16 protein-coding genes and 1 pseudogene are annotated in these 16,870 nt (G+C 64.9%); 10 read left to right on the plus strand and 7 right to left on the minus strand.

All coding sequences use genetic code 11. The features are described from left to right. Positions 1-71: 71 nt before the first annotated feature. The 4 genes from QM801_RS18025 to QM801_RS18040 are packed head-to-tail and all read right to left on the minus strand — an operon-like array spanning position 72 to position 4,487. Entirely contained in the window at positions 72-671 is a 600-nt protein-coding gene (locus QM801_RS18025; protein ID WP_415020589.1) for a LysE/ArgO family amino acid transporter, read from the minus strand. Then, a complete protein-coding gene (locus QM801_RS18030; RefSeq protein WP_415020590.1) occupies positions 668-1,258 on the minus strand; it encodes a cob(I)yrinic acid a,c-diamide adenosyltransferase in 591 nt (196 codons plus the stop codon). Before QM801_RS18030 ends, QM801_RS18025 begins: the two co-directional genes overlap by 4 nt. Positions 1,259-1,281: 23 nt before the next feature. Further along, complete coding sequence (locus tag QM801_RS18035; protein WP_415020591.1) at positions 1,282-3,804, minus strand: ABC transporter permease; 2,523 nt, start codon at positions 3,802-3,804, stop codon at positions 1,282-1,284. Further along, positions 3,801-4,487, minus strand: a complete 687-nt coding sequence (locus QM801_RS18040) for an ABC transporter ATP-binding protein (RefSeq protein ID WP_415020592.1) — start codon at positions 4,485-4,487, stop codon at positions 3,801-3,803. Before QM801_RS18040 ends, QM801_RS18035 begins: the two co-directional genes overlap by 4 nt. 111 nt (positions 4,488-4,598) lie before the next feature. Between QM801_RS18040 and QM801_RS18045 the strand changes: the two genes are divergently transcribed. The 4 genes from QM801_RS18045 to QM801_RS18060 all read left to right on the plus strand — a co-directional run bounded on the left by QM801_RS18045 (position 4,599) and on the right by QM801_RS18060 (position 6,970). Then, positions 4,599-5,234 (plus strand): arylesterase, encoded by a 636-nt coding sequence (locus QM801_RS18045; RefSeq protein ID WP_415020949.1) that lies wholly within the window; start codon positions 4,599-4,601, stop codon positions 5,232-5,234. A 57-nt stretch (positions 5,235-5,291) separates the two neighbouring features. Next, complete coding sequence (thpR, locus tag QM801_RS18050) at positions 5,292-5,846, plus strand: RNA 2',3'-cyclic phosphodiesterase (RefSeq protein WP_415020593.1); 555 nt, start codon at positions 5,292-5,294, stop codon at positions 5,844-5,846. Next, complete coding sequence (locus tag QM801_RS18055; protein WP_415020594.1) at positions 5,843-6,136, plus strand: 4a-hydroxytetrahydrobiopterin dehydratase; 294 nt, start codon at positions 5,843-5,845, stop codon at positions 6,134-6,136. Before thpR ends, QM801_RS18055 begins: the two co-directional genes overlap by 4 nt. A 105-nt stretch (positions 6,137-6,241) precedes the next feature. Then, the gene (locus QM801_RS18060; protein ID WP_415020595.1) at positions 6,242-6,970 is read left to right on the plus strand and encodes a Bax inhibitor-1/YccA family protein; all 729 of its coding nucleotides are present in this window, start codon (positions 6,242-6,244) and stop codon (positions 6,968-6,970) included. Between the two features lie 97 nt (positions 6,971-7,067). On the opposite strand, the gene QM801_RS18065 is transcribed toward QM801_RS18060, so the two are convergent. Further along, positions 7,068-7,448, minus strand: a complete 381-nt coding sequence (locus QM801_RS18065; protein WP_415020596.1) for a DUF2794 domain-containing protein — start codon at positions 7,446-7,448, stop codon at positions 7,068-7,070. A gap of 366 nt (positions 7,449-7,814) precedes the next feature. On the opposite strand from QM801_RS18065, the gene htpG reads away from it, so the two are divergent. From htpG to QM801_RS18095, 6 genes and pseudogenes are all read left to right on the plus strand, one after another. Then, positions 7,815-9,713 carry a molecular chaperone HtpG gene (gene htpG, locus QM801_RS18070; RefSeq protein WP_415020597.1) on the plus strand — a complete coding sequence of 633 codons (1,899 nt, stop codon included), beginning with the start codon at positions 7,815-7,817 and terminating at the stop codon, positions 9,711-9,713. Between the two features lie 340 nt (positions 9,714-10,053). Next, the gene (locus QM801_RS18075; RefSeq protein ID WP_415020598.1) at positions 10,054-10,242 is read left to right on the plus strand and encodes a hypothetical protein; all 189 of its coding nucleotides are present in this window, start codon (positions 10,054-10,056) and stop codon (positions 10,240-10,242) included. Positions 10,243-10,412: 170 nt separating this feature from the next. After that, a pseudogene (leuC, locus tag QM801_RS18080) lies at positions 10,413-11,823 on the plus strand (3-isopropylmalate dehydratase large subunit). Positions 11,824-12,316: 493 nt separating this feature from the next. Beyond that, on the plus strand, positions 12,317-13,276 hold the full coding sequence (gene argC / locus QM801_RS18085; protein ID WP_415020599.1) for an N-acetyl-gamma-glutamyl-phosphate reductase: 960 nt from the start codon (positions 12,317-12,319) through the stop codon (positions 13,274-13,276). Positions 13,277-13,287: 11 nt separating this feature from the next. After that, positions 13,288-13,893 (plus strand): 3-isopropylmalate dehydratase small subunit, encoded by a 606-nt coding sequence (gene leuD / locus QM801_RS18090; protein WP_415020600.1) that lies wholly within the window; start codon positions 13,288-13,290, stop codon positions 13,891-13,893. A gap of 46 nt (positions 13,894-13,939) precedes the next feature. Further along, entirely contained in the window at positions 13,940-14,887 is a 948-nt protein-coding gene (locus tag QM801_RS18095; protein ID WP_415020601.1) for an AEC family transporter, read from the plus strand. Here the strand turns inward: QM801_RS18095 and QM801_RS18100 are convergent. Continuing rightward, positions 14,884-15,936 (minus strand): MaoC family dehydratase, encoded by a 1,053-nt coding sequence (locus QM801_RS18100; RefSeq protein ID WP_415020602.1) that lies wholly within the window; start codon positions 15,934-15,936, stop codon positions 14,884-14,886. The two genes, QM801_RS18095 and QM801_RS18100, sit on opposite strands and share 4 nt — an antisense overlap. Then, a complete protein-coding gene (locus tag QM801_RS18105; RefSeq protein WP_415020603.1) occupies positions 15,933-16,790 on the minus strand; it encodes an HpcH/HpaI aldolase/citrate lyase family protein in 858 nt (285 codons plus the stop codon). Before QM801_RS18105 ends, QM801_RS18100 begins: the two co-directional genes overlap by 4 nt. Positions 16,791-16,870: the final 80 nt, after the last annotated feature.

The following is a 16,870-nucleotide window of genomic DNA, read 5'->3' on the forward strand; positions in this document are numbered from 1 at the left end:
CAGCGTTAGCCCCAGTGTCCGGGCAAGACAAGTGTTCCTGCCGCAGGGCTGAGGCCAGTGGTTGATGCGCCTCAGGTGACGAGCTTGAGGGCGAGTGCGAACATGATCAGGGCGATCACGCCATCGATCACCCGCCAGACCTTGGGTGAGGCGAGCCAGGGGCCAAGCGCCCGGGCGCCGTAGCCGATGACGAAGAACCAGGCCAGCGAGGCGAGCGACGCACCCGCCGCGAAGGGCACCTGCTCGCCGGGAGGCCGCGCATTGGCGATCGAGCCCACCAGGATCACTGTGTCGAGATAGACGTGCGGGTTGAGCCAGGTGAAGGCGGCACAGGTTGCGAGTGCGGCTGCGAGGCTCTTGGCCTCGCCGCCGTCCACCCCCATGGCCACGGGATTGAGGGCGCGGCGCAGGGCCACGATGCCGTACCACGCGAGGAAGGCCGCACCGCCCCAGGTCATGACGGTGATGAAGGCGGGCACCGCGGCAATGACGGCGCCGAGCCCATAGACACCGGCCCAGATCAGGGCCGCATCACTTGCGGCACAGAAGAGGCAGATCCAAAAGATGTGATGGCCGACCGCACCCTGCCGGATGACAAAGGCGTTCTGCGCCCCGATCGCCACGATCAGGCTTCCGCCGAGCAGCAGCCCGGCCACGAGGGCCGAGATCATGAACGGGTTTTTCCGGGCACCCAGAGAATGTCGCCCGCACCCGACTTGGCGTTCACCCAGCGGCTGGCAACGAAGAGGAAGTCGGAGAGGCGGTTGATGTAGGTGACGGCGTGTTCGTTCACATGCTCGCCACCCTGCGCCTTGAGCGCCACGATCTGGCGCTCGGCGCGCCGGGCGATGGTGCGGGCGAGATGGAGATAGGCCGCAGCCGGATGTCCGCCCGGCAGCACGAAAGAGCGGAGCGGGTCGAGATCGGCGTTGAGCGTGTCGATCTCCTCTTCCAGACGCGTTGCCTGCTGGGCGGTCATGCGCAGCGGTTCATAGGGAAGGGGTTCGCCGCGGTCGGGCACGCACAGATCGGCGCCGAGATCGAAGAGCTCGTTCTGGATGCGAAGCAGCACCGCATCGAGGCGGGCCAGCTCGGGAGCGGCCGTATGCAGACGCACGATGCCGAGGGTGGAGTTGGCCTCGTCCACGGTGCCATAGGCGGCGATGCGGAGATTGGCCTTGGAGACGCGCTCGCCCGAGCCGAGGGCGGTCTCGCCCGCGTCGCCGGTGCGTGTGTAGATCTTGTTCAGAACAACCATGATGGGGACCTGTTAGCCGCTCGTCACTCGTTGCGCAAATGCGCCGATGGCTTCACCGAGAGGGCCCGCGCCGTCACGGCCAATCCAGCGCCCACGGTGAGCACCATGGCAAGGAGGGCGGTTGCAACGGCGATGGGCCAGGAGAAGGCAAAGCCGAGCTCGAGGATGAAGGAGGAGAGATACCACGCCCCCAGCGAGCCCACGATCATGCCGAAGAGGGCGGCCACCAGTCCGAGGAGCCCGTACTCCAGCATAAAGGCGAGGAGCAGCTGCCGGCGCGTCGCGCCATAGGTCTTGAGCACCACCGCCTCGTAGCTGCGGGCGGCAAGGCTTGCGGCCAGCGCGCCCGAGAGCACCAGCACGCCGGTGAGAAGCGTGAGCACATTGGCGCCGCGCACGGCCGCCAGCATGCGGGCGAGCAGGTCACTCACCGTGGCAAGCGCATCCTTCACCCGCACCGCCGTGGCGGAGGGGAAGGCGCGGGCCATGTCGTTGAGGAAACGGGCCTCGTCACCGCCCGACATCTCGATCGTGACGACGTGGCTGTGAGGTGCGGCCTTCAGCGTATTGGGCGAGAAGACCATGACGAAGTTGATGCCCATGCTCCGCCAGTTCACCTGGCGGAAGCTCGTGACCTCGGCGGTGATCTCGCGGCCGAGCACGTTGACGGTGATCCTGTCGCCGAGCTTGAGAGCAAGTCCCTTGGCGATGTCGTCGACGACGGAGACGCGGGGGCTCCCATCATAGTCCTTCGGCCACCAGTCGCCGGCCACCAGCGTCGAGCCTTCCGGCACGGTTTCGGAATAGGTGAGGCCGCGGTCGCCCCGCAGCGCCCAGGCGGCATCGGGCGCCACCTTCACCTGATCGGCCGGCACGCCGTTCACCGCGGTGATGCGGCCGCGCAGCATGGGCGCGTTGTTGACGGCGGTGACGCCCGGTTCCTTGAGCGCCATCTCGCGGAAGGCAGGGAGTTCGCTGTTCTGCACGTCGAGCACGAAGAAGGACGGAGCCTTCTGCGGGAGGCCCGATCGCAACTCTTTGGAGATGGTGCGGTCTGTGAGCGCAAGCGCGACGAACAACGTGAGGCCAAGACCCAGCGCGAGGATGACCGACACCGCCGATGCGCCGGGGCGGTGCAGCGCGAGGAGAGCATGCCGGATGTAGATGTTGCGCGGGCGCGGCAGGCTGGCGACGATCCGCATCAGGAGCCAGGCGAGACCTGCCAGCAGGATGAAGGCACCGACGAGGCCGAGGAGATAATAGCCCGTCACGCGCACGTCCGGGAAATTGGCGAGGATGACGAGCGCAGTGGTCAGCATCAGCGCCGCCGTGACGGCGAGGCCCTTGAGCGAGGGACGTCCACCGGTGTCAACCACGCTCGAGCGGAAGAGGGCCGCACCCTGGATGCGGCCAATGCGGGCGAGCGGCAGGCTCGCCGCTGCAAGCGTCACGAGCAATCCGAGAAGCGCCGCGAAGAAAAGCGGCTGCCATGAAATGCTCGTGGCCAGCGGCAGGGGCAGCACGTCACCGAACAGTGCCTTCATCACGAAGGGCGCGGCCGCACCAATGCCAAGCGCGATGGCGATGCCGATCAATCCCACGAGGATGATCTCGGTGAGGAACAGGCCCGTCACGTTGCGGTTGGAGATGCCGATGCATTTCAGCGTGGCGATGGAGGAGGTCTGCCGCGTGATGAAGGCGGAAACAGCATTGGCGATGCCCGCGCCACCGATCACCAGTGCGGCGATGCCGACGAGCGACATGAAATAGCCGAGGCGTTCGGCGAAGCGCTCCGCCCCTTGCGCGGCATTGTCACGGGCGCGCACGCGCCAGCCGGCGTCGGGATAACTCTTCTCGGCATCACTCACCACCGCCTTGGCTGCGGCAAGTGACGTATCGCCCGTAAGCTTGACGCGATAGCGCCAGGTGATGAGGCTGCCGGGCTGGATGAGGCCCGTCGTCTGCAAGGCCTCATGACTCATCAGCACGCGTGGGCCGAGCACGAAGCCGTCGGAGATGCGGTCAGGCTCGTTGGCAATCACCGCGGCGAGGCGGAAATTGCTGCTGCCGATCTTGATGTCGTCACCCAGCTTGAGGCCGAGACGGCCCAGCAGCAGAGGATCGGCAGCGATGCCATAAACCCCGTTCTTCACCGCCAGCGGATCGGATTCTCCGCCGGGTTCGAGACCGAGCGTCCCATAGAGCGGATAGGCCTTGTCCACCGCCTTGATCTCGACCAGCGTCGATTGCTCCTTGCCCATGGCCATGCCGCGCAGCGTGGCGATGCGGCTGAGCGTGCCCTTGGACGCCATGAAGCCCTGCTCGTTCGCATTGGCCTCGCGATGAATGAGCGAGAACTCCACATCGCCGCCCAGCAGCGGCTGCCCCTGCTCGGTGAGGCCGCGGTCGACCGCAGCGACAAGACTGCCGACGATGGCAATCGCCGCCACGCCCAGCGTCAGGCAGGAGAGATAGATCCAGAAGCCCTTGAGGCCGGAGCGCAGGTTCTTCGCCGCATAGCGAAGCCAGAGGAGGGGAGCGATCATGCGCCTTCGCTCACCTTGCCGTCGCGCACCTCGATGATGCGGCCGCAGCGGGCGGCAAGGCTGCGGTCGTGGGTGACGAGGAGAAGTGTCGCGCCCTCGCGTGTCTTCAGGTCGAAGAGGAGATCGATGATGGCGTTGCCGGTGTCCTGGTCGAGGTTGCCGGTGGGCTCGTCGGCGAGCAGCACCTTGGCGCCCGCGGCGAGCGCGCGCGCAATCGCCACGCGCTGCTGTTCACCGCCCGAGAGCTGGCCCGGATAGTGATCGAGGCGGTGCGAAAGGCCGACGCGCTTCAGCGCCTCGGTGGCGCGCGCCGTGGCATCGCTCAGTCCGCGGAACTCCATGGGGATCGCCACGTTCTCGATCGCGGTGAGCGTGGGGATGAGATGAAAGGACTGGAAGACGATGCCCACCGTCTCGCGGCGGATGCGGGCGAGCTCTTCTTCCGATTTGCCTGACAGTGATTCGCCCGCAAGCGTCACCGTGCCGCTGGTGGCGGGCTCCAGCCCCGACATCACCATGAGAAGCGAGGTCTTGCCCGAGCCCGAGGGGCCGACGATCCCCACCGCCTCGCCCGGCCCCACGGCGAGGTTGACGCCGTGCAGGATGTGGACCTCGCCCGCCCGGGAGGAGAGGGTGAGGTGAACATCGCGGAGGGCAAGCACGGGGGATTGGGGAGTGGTCATCAGCAGGTCCGGTCCGGAGAAAAACGGGAGATAGGTTGTGCGCTGCGAAATTGCGAGCAGGACTTGCAGGTTACGGTGATTCGCCCCACATGGTTCGCCATGCCCATGCCGATGTTTCGCCGCTCGTTTCTCGCCGCACTGCCGCTTGTTCTGGCCCTGGCGGCCACGCCCGCCCGCGCTGCGGGAGAACCGCTCACCATCCTGGCGCTGGGCGACAGCCTGACGGCAGGCCTCGGCCTCGAGCAGAACGAGGCCTTCCCGGCGAAGCTGGAACAGGCGCTCAAGGCCAAGGGCCTTGACGTGAAGGTGATCAATGCCGGGGTTTCCGGCGATACGGCGGTGCAGGGGGCGGCCCGCCTCGACTGGTCGCTCACCGACGACGTGAAGGCGGTGATCGTGGAACTGGGCGCCAATGACGCGCTCCGCGGCCTCGATCCGGCGCAGGCCGGGGCGGCGCTCAAGGAGATCGTGGGCAAGCTGCAGGCAAAGAAACTGCCCGTGCTCGTCGCAGGCATGCGTTCGCCGCCCAACCTCGGGCCCGACTACGGAAAAAATTTCGAGGCGATCTATGCGCAGTTTGCAGGGCAGGAGGGGGTGCTTCTCTATCCCTTCTTCCTCGATGGCGTGGCGGCCGACCCCAAGCTGAACCAGCAGGACGGCATGCATCCTACCGCGGCGGGCGTCGACGTGATCGTCGCCCGCATGATGCCCCAGGTGGAAGCCCTTATTGCCATGGCAAAAAAATAACTTGGCTTGGCACCGAATCGCGCTAGCCTTCGTTTTCAGAAAGAGACGGAGGGAACCATGCCGCGCCTCTTCACCGGACTCGACGTGCCAGACGACGTGGCACTGGACCTGCAGATCATGCAAGGGGGCGTGCCGGGTGCACGCTGGATGGATCCCTCGCAATATCACCTCACCCTGCGCTTCATCGGCGATATCGACACCGGGCTTGCCCGGGAGATCGCCCATGGCCTCGACAGCATCCAGGTCCAGCCCTTCCTGCTCACACTCAAGGGGGTGGGCCTCTTCGGCGGCAACAAGCCCCACTCGATCTATGCCGGGGTGGAGGACAATGCCGAGCTGAAACGGCTGCATGACCTGCATGAGCGGCTCTGCCAGATCCTCGGCCTACCGGCGGAACCGCGCCGCTTCGTGCCGCACGTGACCCTCGCCCGCCTCAAGGACCCGGAGCCCCGGGCCCTGCAGCGCTGGATCGAGGTCCACAGCCTCTACCGCAGCGCCACCTTCAAGGTGAAACGCTTCGTGCTCTTCTCGTCACGGCCGCTGAAGGGCGGCGGCCCCTACGGCATCGAGGAATCCTATGCCCTGCGCAGCCCCATGGAGGCCTATGTATGAGTGAACGCCTGCAGGGAGCAGCCCGCATCAAGGCGGTGCAGGAGCTGGACGACTGGCACGACGTGCCGGGCCGCGATGCCATCACCAAAAGCTTCAGATTCAAGAACTTCCGCTCCGCCTTTGCCTTCATGACGGAGGCCGCCCTGGTGGCCGAGAAGATGGACCACCACCCGGAGTGGAGCAACGTCTACGGCCGGGTGGAGGTGACGCTCACCACCCACTCGGCCCAGGGCCTGACCCAGCTCGATATTGCGCTGGCGAAGAAAATGGACGAGATTGCAAAGACTTGAGACCTAAGCCGGGCTGTCACAGCTTTCGCGCTAACCTTACAACCCGGTAACTTGACCGCCACAATCGGCGTTCCCATATGATGGGCACAATTTCTGGAGGGAAACATGGCTGAACTTCGCTATCCATCACAAGCCCGCACCGAGGCTGCCGTAGACCAGGGTCTGCGCTCCTACATGCTGCGTGTTTACAACTACATGGGCGCCGGTCTCGCGATGACGGGTCTTGCCGCCTATGGCACCTATCATGCGGCGGTGGATGCAGCGGGGCAGCTGACGCCCTTCGGCACCATGATCTTCGTGAGCCCGCTCAAGTGGGCGGTGATCTTCGCCCCCCTCGTGCTGGTGATGCTGCTTTCGTTCGGCATCCAGCGCCTGAGCCTCGGTGCAGCCCAGCTCGCCTTCTGGGGCTATGCCGCGCTGATGGGCGTGAGCCTCGGCTCGCTCGGCCTGATCTATACCGCGCAAAGCCTGACGCAGGTCTTCCTCGTGACCGCGGCCACCTTCGGTGCCGTGAGCCTCTACGGCTACACCACCAAGCGTGACCTCACCGGTTTCGGCACGTTCCTGTTCATGGGCCTGATCGGCCTGATCATCGCCGGCATCGTCAACATCTTCCTGCAGAGCAGTGCCATGAGCTTCGTGCTCTCGGCGATCGGCGTCCTGGTGTTCACCGGCCTCACCGCCTACGACACCCAGAAGATCAAGGAGATGTACCTGGAGAGCGACAGCACCCTGGTGATGGGCCAGAAGGCCATCATGGGCGCGCTCAGCCTCTACCTCGACTTCATCAACCTCTTCCTCTCGCTGCTCCGCCTGATGGGCAACCGCAACTAGAGACAAGAGACGGCTTCAACCGAAACCCCGGTGGCGACACCGGGGTTTTTTGTTGGGAGAAGCGCGGAGGGAAGTCCACGCGCTCGATGCTGTGGGGTCAGGTCGCGAGCTTCGGTTTCTTCACCAGCACGCGCAGCACCTGGGCGAGCTCATGGCCGCGTTTCAGGATGAGGCCGCCCTGGGCCACCACGGCATACATGCCCTGCTTGCGGGCGAGCGCCGGGGTCTTGACGATGCGGTAGAGAGGCTGTTCGGAGCTTCTCCGGAAAATCGAGAAGCTGGCGGCGTCCCGGCTGAACTCCATGGCGTAGTCGCGCCATTCGCCCTCGGCCACGTGGCGGCCGTAAAGATTAAGGATTTCCGTGAGTTCGTGCCTGTCGAAGGCGACCGGCTTCGGGCTGGGCTTGGCGGGAAAACGAAGGACTGTCGCCTCCTCGGATTCCCGCGTTCGAGCTTCGACACTTGCTTCCAGATCCACGGGTTATCTCCCGATTTCACGTGCCCGTCATAGTGCTGTGCCTTGATCGGCTTGGCAAGGCAAAATGCAAATCCTCTTTTTCGCCCTAATTGCATCATGCCCGCGCCAAAGTGAGAGTTGATAAGACAATCGTTGCCTCGATAGCCCGGCTGGATGGAGCCCCGGTTTCAGCCCCCCAGCCCCTCCGGGATCCGCGTAAGATCCGGCCGGGCCCCCAACTCTTTTTGTGAGTTGAGTACTTGAGTCTTAGCAAGCGGCCCACAGCGGCCGCTTTTTTTTGCTGAGGTGGCGGGGACGCACTATCCACCGCTCCCCTTGACGCCTCCGCAGGCTCTGCCGATATGGACGTCACGGAAGGGGCATCCGATGGCGACGGCATCCAGGACACGCAGCAAGATCAAGGCAAAGACGGGCGAACCCCAGGCGTTCCAGGCCGAGGTCGCGAAAATCCTCAGGCTCATGGTGCACTCGGTCTATTCCGACCGGGACGTGTTCCTGCGCGAACTCATCTCCAATTCCTCCGACGCGCTGGACAAGCTGCGCTACGAGGCCATCGCCTCACCGGAACTGCTGGAGGGTGAGCCCGACCTCTCCATCACCATCACGCCCGACACGGAGAAGAAGACCATCACCCTCACCGACACCGGCATCGGCATGTCGGCGGATGATCTCGCCTCCAACCTCGGCACCATCGCACGATCCGGCACCGAAGCCTTCATGAAGGGCGCCAAGGAGTACGGCGCCACCGATGCGCCTGAACTCATCGGCCAGTTCGGCGTCGGCTTCTATTCGGCCTTCATGGTGGCCGACAAGGTCGAGGTCTTCTCGCGGCCCGCAGGCGCGAAGGAGGCGCATGTCTGGCGCTCCGACGGTCTCGGCACCTACACCGTCGATGCCGTGCCGAAGGGCGAGTCCGTGGCCCGGGGCACGCGCATCGTTCTCCACCTCAAGGAAGATGCCCTCGACTATCTCGAGCCATGGAAGATCGAGAGCGTGGTGCGAAACTACTCCGACCACATCGTGCATCCGATCCGTCTTGCGGGCGAGGGTGAGCCGCGCCAGATCAATTCGGGCAGCGCCATCTGGATGCGCAGCAAGGCGGATGTGACGCCGGAGCAGCACAAGGAATTCTTCGACAGCCTTGCGCATACTGCGGGCCCGCCAGCGCTCACCATCCACTACCGCGCCGAGGGACGGCAGGAATACAACGTTCTTCTCTACGTGCCGGGCGAGAAGCCCTTCGATCTCTATGATCCCGAGCGCAAGGGCAAACAGCGGCTCTATGTGCGGCGCGTCTTCATCGCCGACGACGCGCACCTGCTGCCGCCCTACCTGCGCTTCGTGCGCGGCGTCATCGATTCCGCCGACATGCCGCTCAACCTCTCGCGCGAGATGCTGCAGAACAATCCCGACGTGGCAGCGATCCGCAAGGCGGTGACGAACCGCGTGCTCTCGGAACTGAAGAAGTGCGCTGAAACAGATGCCGCGAATTTCGCGAAGATCTGGGAGACCTTTGCGCCCGTCATCAAGGAAGGCCTCTACGAGGACATGGAGCGGCGCGACCAGCTCTTCGAAATCGCGCGCTTCCGTTCGACCAAGGGCGAGAACGTGACGCTGCGTGACTATGTGGCGGGGCTCAAGGAAAACCAGACGGCGATCTACTATCTCACAGCCGAAGATGCCGCCAAGGCTGCGGCTTCGCCGCAGCTCGAAGGCTACAAGGCGCGCGGCATCGAGGTGCTGCTGCTCACCGATCCCGTCGATTCCTTCTGGGTGCGGACTGCGCTGGGCTTCGATGGCAAGCCCTTCAAGTCGGTGACGCAGGGTGTTGCCGATCTCGACAAGATCAAGCCTGCCGACGAGAAGGAAAAGGAACCGGAAACGAGTGCCGCGATCCTGACGCTTGTCGCGGCGGTGCGGCTCGCGCTCGGCGACAAGGTGAGCGACGTGCGCGTCTCGAAGCGTTTGACCGACAGCGCGGTGTGTCTCGTTGCAGATGGTCTGATGGACCGCACGCTCGAACGCCTGCTCGCCCGCCAGAAGGATTCGGGCGTGAGCCTGAGTGCCCCCGTGCTCGAGGTGAATGCCGGGCATGGTCTCGTGAAGGCGCTCGCCAAGCTGGTTGCAAAGAAGGGTCCGGACTCCGTTCAGGATGCAGCCCATCTCCTGCTCGACCAGGCGCAGGTGCTGGAGGGCGAGCCGGTGGCGGACCCTGCCTCCTTCGCGAGGCGCATGGCGGATGTGATGCAGAAAGCCTTCGGCTGAAGCCTATCCATACAAATTGTCCGTGACCATCGTGCAACAGGGTGGGGATTTTTTCCGCACCCTGTTCTGCTTCACGCGAATCTTCTGTAGTGAAAGCGCTCCACGCCACAACCACGGGAGATCAGATCATGGAGAAATTCTTTACGCGACGCTGATCCCCGGCCCGTTCAGGCCGGTGGGCCTTGAGCGGATTTTGCGTATGACGCGCCTGAGGCGCCTTTCCTTCCATCACTGAATTCATCTGCAACGGGCTTCTGCGCGCGCCTTCACCATTGCGCGCCGTCCGCCCCCTTTTGCCCGGCATGGCCTCGTGAAGCTGTGCCGGAGGCGAGGACTCATCATGACTTTTTCCATCTTCGACTGGCTGGTGGTCAGTCTCAAATTCAAGACCAGAGCGGAGGACGATCCGGCCTTCCGGAGCCTTACCCAAGAGGAAATCCGGGAACTGCAGCGGATGCGCCGCGAGGTGCGGCTGGCCCGGGAGCGGGCAAATCTGTTCATCAGCCAGAACCGGAGCTTTCCCCTGTGACGCCCGCCGCTCATCTGCCTCCCGCCGCCTGCCCGAGCCATGCGTTCCGGGGGGCCGGGGGTCGCGAGGCGGGGACAACCGGGGGCTTTGACTCCGGCCCCCAAAGCGCTACATAGCGGCCAGATTTTCCGGCCATCTCCAGTGGCGGATGCAACACGACAGGATCTCCGATGAGCAAGGCCCGCACCCTTTATGACAAGATTCTGGGACGACCACGTCGTCCACCAGGCCGACGACGGAACCTGCCTCCTCTACATCGACCGCCACCTCGTCCATGAAGTGACGAGCCCGCAGGCCTTCGAGGGCCTGCGCATGACCGGCCGCAAGGTGCGCCACCCCGAGAAGACGCTCGCTGTCGTCGACCACAACGTGCCGACGACCGACCGCACCAAGGGCATCGCCGAAGAGGAAAGCCGCATCCAGGTCGAAACCCTCGCCCAGAACGCCAAGGACTTCGGCATCGACTACTTCCACGAGCGCGACAAGCGCCAGGGCATCGTCCACGTGGTGGGCCCCGAGCAGGGCTTCACCCTGCCGGGCACGACCATCGTCTGCGGCGACAGCCACACCTCGACCCATGGTGCCTTCGGGGCGCTGGCCCACGGCATCGGCACCTCGGAGGTGGAGCACGTGCTCGCCACCCAGACGCTGATCCAGAAAAAGGCCAAGAACATGAAGGTGGACGTGACCGGCAAGCTGCCGAAGCACTCCACCGCCAAGGACATCATCCTCGCCATCATCGGCGAAATCGGCACGGCGGGCGGCACCGGCTCGGTGATCGAGTTCACCGGCGAGGCGATCCGCGACCTCTCCATGGAAGGCCGCATGACGGTCTGCAACATGACCATCGAAGGCGGCGCCCGCGCCGGCATGATCGCGCCTGACGAGAAGGCCTTCGCCTATCTCAAGGACCGCCCCCGCGCGCCGAAGGGTGCCGAATGGGACAAGGCCATGCGCTATTGGGACTCGCTCCGCACCGATGACGGCGCGCATTTCGACCGCGTGGTGACCCTCGACGGCGCCAACCTGCCGCCCATCGTCTCGTGGGGCACGAGCCCCGAGGACGTGATGGCGATCACCGCCGCGATCCCCAACCCGGATGCCATCGCCGATGAAGGCAAGCGCCAGTCCAAGTGGCGCGCGCTCGAATACATGGGCCTGAAGCCCGGACAGAAGATGACCGAGGTTCCCCTCGACGTCGTCTGGATCGGTTCGTGCACCAACGGCCGCATCGAGGACCTGCGCAACGTCGCCAAGATCGTCGAAGGCAAGCGCATCGCCGGCAACCTCGCCTATGCCATGATCGTTCCAGGCTCCGGCCTCGTGAAGGAACAGGCGGAAGCCGAGGGCCTCGACAGGATCTTCAAGGCGGCCGGTTTCGAATGGCGCGAGCCGGGCTGCTCCATGTGCCTCGGCATGAACCCGGACCAGCTCAAGCCGGGCCAGCGCTGCGCCTCCACCTCGAACCGCAACTTCGAGGGCCGCCAGGGCTACAAGGGGCGCACCCACCTGGTGAGCCCGCAGATGGCTGCTGCCGCCGCCCTCGCCGGGCGCTTCGTGGACGTCCGCAGTCTGGGCTGACGGGGCCCGCGTGACCGCACGCCGCGCGGGTGATTCTCCTGAACGGCCGCTCCGGACAACGCCGGAATCTTGTCCGGAACTCCGGGAACTTGCGGAATATGTTGTCCGTTCATGTCCCATTCAGTGACGGCACGTTAATGCTTGCCTAATGGTGTCTTTACGGTAAAGACACCGACGGGCGATAAACGTCGATTCGGCAGCGGGGTGCCGGCACGTGTAATTAGGGGAACTATCTTGAATACCACTGTATCGGCGGACGCCAAATTTCTTCGTCGCGTATTGATCGGACTTGTGATGCTGACCCTCATGGCGGGCGCCATGGCAGCCTTCACCACCGTCCAGGCCATGGACGAATACCGTCCCGGCTGCACCACCACCGTCTGCGAATAATCTCTGCTTCGCTTTCCGGGTCTGGCTGCCATTCCGGGGAATGGCCCCCTCTTCCGTGAATGCCGTTGAAACGCGGTGGCTTTGCTTTTAAGAGCCCCGCAGCATGAGCGCAAAACCCACCATTTTCATCGATGGCGAGGCCGGCACCACCGGCCTGCAGATCCGTGACCGGCTGAAGGGCCGCACGGATCTCGAGCTGCTGTCGATTGCGCCGGAGCGCCGCAAGGATGCCTCCGCCCGCCGTGAGCTTCTCAATTCCGCCGATGTGGCGATCCTCTGCCTGCCCGACGAGGCGGCGGTGGAAGCGGTCTCGCTCATCGACACGGCCTCGCGCACGCGGGTGATCGATGCCTCGACCGCTTTCCGCGTCAATCCCGCCTGGGCCTATGGCTTCCCGGAGATGGACCGCGAGCAGCGCTCACGCATCGCCAGTGCCAGCCGTGTCGCCAATCCGGGTTGCTGGCCGCAGGGGTTGATCGCGCTGGTGAAGCCGCTCATCGCGGCAGGCCTGCTCGACCGCGGGACACCGCTCTCCTACGGCGGCGTCTCCGGCTACACGGGCGGCGGCAAGAAGATGATCGAGGAGTACGAGGCGAAGGGTGACGTGGCCTCGCGCCATGCGCCCTATGCGCTCGGCTTCAATCACAAGCACCTGCCGGAGATGAAGCACTACACGGGTGTGGCCCACGACGTGCTGTTCCAGCCCGTGGTCAGCAACTATGCGCAGGGCATGCTGACGACGCTGCCCCTTCATCTCTCGCAGCTCAAGGCCGGCACCACGGTGAAGGCGATCCACGAGACGATTGCGCGCTGGTTCGAGGGCGCGCGCTTCGTCACGGTGGCGCCACTCGATGGCGCCGAGAAGGGCCCGCACATCGATCCGCAGGTGCTCAACAACACCAATGCCATGCGCCTTCATGTCTTCGGCAACGACGCCCGCGGCCACGTGGTGCTGATGGCGATCTACGACAATCTCGGCAAGGGCGCCTCGGGTGCCGCCGTGCAGAATCTCAACCTCATGATCGGCGCCGACGAGGGTGCCGCTGTCAATCTCGCTTCGTAAGGACAAAGCTCATGCAGAAATTCGACGTGCTCACCGGTGTTGCCGCTCCGCTCAACATCGTCAACATCGACACCGACATGATCATCCCCAAGCAGTTCCTCAAGACGATCAAGCGCACCGGCCTCGGCAAGTCGCTGTTCTTCGAGATGCGCTACACCCAGGACGGCAAGGAACTGCCGGACTTCGTGCTCAACAAGCCGGCCTACCGCAAGGCCGAGGTGCTGGTGGCGGGCGACAACTTCGGTTGCGGCTCGTCGCGCGAGCACGCGCCCTGGGCGCTCCTCGACTTCGGCATCCGCTGCGTGATCTCCACCAGCTTCGCCGACATCTTCTACAACAACTGCTTCAAGAACGGCATCCTGCCCATCGTCGTCTCGCCTGACGACCTGAAGAAGCTGATGGACGACGCCGAGCGCGGCAGCAACGCGACGCTCACCATCGACCTGCCGAAGCAGGAGATCCGGGGCCCAGATGGCGGCGTGGTCAAGTTCAACATCGACGCCCACCGCAAGCACTGCCTGCTCAACGGCCTCGATGACATCGGCCTCACCCTCGAGAAGGTGTCGAGCATCGACGCCTACGAGAAGAAGGCGGCGGCGAGCCACTCCTGGCTGTGAGCTGCGATGACGGCGAGCGCCTGAGGCCGCGGAGACCGCAGCACGGATGAATGCCATCCTGACGACGGTGCTTCCGGTCTTCGGCATGATCCTCATCGGATATGCGCTGGCCAAGGCGCGCATCATCGATCAGGTGGCGGGCCGCGGCATCTCGCTCTTCGTCTTCAATCTCGCCATTCCGGCCTTCCTGTTCCAGACGGTCGCCACCATGTCGGCGGCGGAAGCCGCGCCCTGGAGCCTGTGGATCGCCTTCTTCGGTGGCCTCGCGCTCGCCTGGATCGCGGCAGCACTTGTCTCGCGGGTCATTCCCGCTCTCTCGCCCAGCGGCGGTGCGGCAGCCTCCATGGCGGCGGGCTTCGGCAATCTGGCGCTGCTCGGCACGCCATTGGCGCTGGCCCATTTCGGCCAGCAGATCGCCGTGCCGCTCGGCCTCATCCTATCGATTCATGCGCCGATCCTGTGGACGGCAGCCACGCTTCACCGCGAGATCGGGCGGCACAGCGGCAATTTCTCCATCGTGAAGACGGGCCGCGAACTGGGCTGGATGCTGGCCACCAACGCCATCATCCTCGGCCTTCTCGCGGGTGGCCTCTGGCATTTCCTCGGGCTTGGCCTTCACCCCATCGCCACGCGGATGCTCGACATGCTGGCGGATGCGAGCGTGCCCACGGCGCTGGTGGCGCTCGGCATATCGCTCGCCGGCTATTCGCTGAAGGGATCGTGGAGCGGCATGTTCGCGTTGCTCGCGATCAAGATGGTGCTGATGCCGGTTGCGGTGTTCCTGCTTGCCCGCCACGCGGTGACGCTGCCGCCGCTGTGGATCAAGGTGGCGGTTCTCTTCGCCTCCATGCCCACGGGCGCGAATGCCTTCCTCTTCGCCCAGCGCAACGAGGAGAGCGTGCCTGCCGTCTCGGGCGCGGTGGCGCTCGGCACCGGGCTTGCCGCCATCAGCGCATCGATCCTGCTCTGGCTGATGGATGCCGAGTATATTTAGATCGGAATCAGCGCCCAGTAGTCGAGATCGAGGATGACACCGGGCTGGCCCGGTGCGCCGTCCGCCACGGGAAACTCCGTACACGGAAGATCGCACGTTGCGCGGGTGCGGATGCGGAGTGCGCCCACATCGGCGCGCTGCGGCAGCACCGAGGCTTCGAGAATCTCCGACCAGGCATAGACGGTGCCGCCAGCGAAGAGCGGCGCCACGTGACGTCCGCCGTTGATGGCGGCGATGTGGAAGGCATTGCCGAGACCGTTGAAGGACAGCGCACGGGCAATCGACATCACATGCCCGCCATAGATCAGGCGGCGGCCGAAGCGGCCGGCGGATTCCGCGTGCTGGTTGAAGTGGACCTTGGCGGTGTTCTGGTACAGCCGTGTCGCAAGCTGGTGCTCGGCCTCCTCCACCGTCATGCCGTCGGCGTGGTCGATCTTTTCACCGACACCATAATCATCGAAGCGGTGCGGCGAGCCGGAGAGATGGCGGTTCCAGAACTGCGTGGGGATGAGCGGTGCGGCAAGCCCGAGCGCGGTCACCGGCACGCTTGCGGCAAGCTCCGGCACAACGGGTTCGGGCGCCGGCGAGGTTTCATCGCGCTTCCGCACCATCACCCAGCGCACGAAGTTCAGCACCTCCGCATCGTCCTGATTGAAGCCGCGGGTGCGGACATAGACGACACCCGTCTTGCCGTTGGAGTTTTCCTTGCGGCCGATCACCTCGCTGATGGCATAGAGTGACTCGCCGGGAAACACCGGGCGGAGGAAGCGGCACTCGGCGTAACCGAGATTGGCAACCGCATTGAGCGAGACATCCGGCACCGACTTGCCGAAGATGATGTGGAAGATGAGGAGATCATCGACGGGGGCGCTGCTGTAGCCCACCGACTTGGCAAAGCTGTCGGCCGACTGCACGGCGAAGCGCGAGCCGTAGAGCGCGGTGTAGAGCGCGACGTCGCCTGTGGTCACCGTGCGTGGCGTGGCGTGGCGCAGCACCTGTCCGATCTGGAAGTCTTCGAAGAAGTTGCCGGGGTTGGTCTTGCTGCTCATGCGGTCATGGCCCTTGCGATGGCATCCGTGCGTTCCGCCATGGCGAGATGGAGGCGCTCCACCATGCGTCCGTCGACGGTGATCACACCCTTGCTGCCGTTCTCCGGTAAGGCAAATGCCGCAATCACCTTCCGTGCCGCTGCAATCTCGGCGTCGGACGGCGAGAAGATGCGGTTGCAGGCCTCAACCTGCGCGGGATGAATGAGGGTCTTTCCATCCATGCCGAGCAGCACGCCCTGTTCGCATTCCGCCGCAAAGCCCGCCTCGTCCCTGAAGTCGTTGTAGACGCCGTCGATGCAGTCGAGGCCGAAGGCGCGGGCGGCGAGCACCGCCTGCGACAGGGCAGGGAGAAGGGCCAGCCGCTCTTTCCCCGTCCGCATGCGGGTGTCCTTGACGAGGTCGTTGGTGCCGAGGACGAAGCAGACCATGGTGGAGGACTGGGCGGCGGCGGCAATGTCGCGGGCGTTGAGGATGGAGAGCGGTGTCTCGATCATCACCCAGAGGGGAATGCCATGGGCGAGGCTCGCCGCATGGGCCACGTCGCTGGCACTCGAGACCTTGGGCACCAGAATGGCGTCGGGCCGGGCCGCCACGGCTGCGGCCATGTCGGCCTTGCCCCAGGGGGTGTCGAGGCCATTCACCCGCAGCACCACCTCGCGGCCGCCATAGCCTCCGGCCGTGACGGCCGCACAGGCCGTGGCGCGGGCCTCGGCCTTGGCGTCGGGCGCCACCGAATCCTCAAGGTCGAGGATCACTGCATCGACGGCAAGGGTCTTCGCCTTTTCAAGGGCGCGGGCATTGCCGCCCGGCATGTAGAGCACGCTGCGGCGGGGGCGGAAGCTGGGGCTGGTCATGGCGGGAAGGCTAGCTTTTGCAGTGCAACAGGAAAAGCAGACTTTTGTCACAGGAGCCGTGTCAGCGCCTTCGCTTGAGT

It is taken from the genome of Aestuariivirga sp. (assembly GCF_047600585.1).
In the GTDB taxonomy this organism is placed as follows: domain Bacteria; phylum Pseudomonadota; class Alphaproteobacteria; order Rhizobiales; family Aestuariivirgaceae; genus Aestuariivirga.

Bases quoted from the DNA above. Each gene is read 5' to 3' on its own strand.
- QM801_RS18060 (WP_415020595.1), top strand. From the start codon at position 6,242: ATGGCTGAACTTCGCTATCCATCACAAGCCCGCACCGAGGCTGCCGTA.
- QM801_RS18075 (WP_415020598.1), top strand. From the start codon at position 10,054: ATGACTTTTTCCATCTTCGACTGGCTGGTGGTCAGTCTCAAATTCAAG.
- QM801_RS18045 (WP_415020949.1), top strand. From the start codon at position 4,599: ATGTTTCGCCGCTCGTTTCTCGCCGCACTGCCGCTTGTTCTGGCCCTG.
- QM801_RS18025 (WP_415020589.1), bottom strand. From the start codon at position 671: ATGATCTCGGCCCTCGTGGCCGGGCTGCTGCTCGGCGGAAGCCTGATC.
- QM801_RS18035 (WP_415020591.1), bottom strand. From the start codon at position 3,804: ATGATCGCTCCCCTCCTCTGGCTTCGCTATGCGGCGAAGAACCTGCGC.
- QM801_RS18055 (WP_415020594.1), top strand. From the start codon at position 5,843: ATGAGTGAACGCCTGCAGGGAGCAGCCCGCATCAAGGCGGTGCAGGAG.
- QM801_RS18040 (WP_415020592.1), bottom strand. From the start codon at position 4,487: ATGACCACTCCCCAATCCCCCGTGCTTGCCCTCCGCGATGTTCACCTC.
- QM801_RS18100 (WP_415020602.1), bottom strand. From the start codon at position 15,936: ATGAGCAGCAAGACCAACCCCGGCAACTTCTTCGAAGACTTCCAGATC.
- QM801_RS18095 (WP_415020601.1), top strand. From the start codon at position 13,940: ATGAATGCCATCCTGACGACGGTGCTTCCGGTCTTCGGCATGATCCTC.
- leuD (WP_415020600.1), top strand. From the start codon at position 13,288: ATGCAGAAATTCGACGTGCTCACCGGTGTTGCCGCTCCGCTCAACATC.
- thpR (WP_415020593.1), top strand. From the start codon at position 5,292: ATGCCGCGCCTCTTCACCGGACTCGACGTGCCAGACGACGTGGCACTG.
- QM801_RS18105 (WP_415020603.1), bottom strand. From the start codon at position 16,790: ATGACCAGCCCCAGCTTCCGCCCCCGCCGCAGCGTGCTCTACATGCCG.
- argC (WP_415020599.1), top strand. From the start codon at position 12,317: ATGAGCGCAAAACCCACCATTTTCATCGATGGCGAGGCCGGCACCACC.
- QM801_RS18030 (WP_415020590.1), bottom strand. From the start codon at position 1,258: ATGGTTGTTCTGAACAAGATCTACACACGCACCGGCGACGCGGGCGAG.
- htpG (WP_415020597.1), top strand. From the start codon at position 7,815: ATGGCGACGGCATCCAGGACACGCAGCAAGATCAAGGCAAAGACGGGC.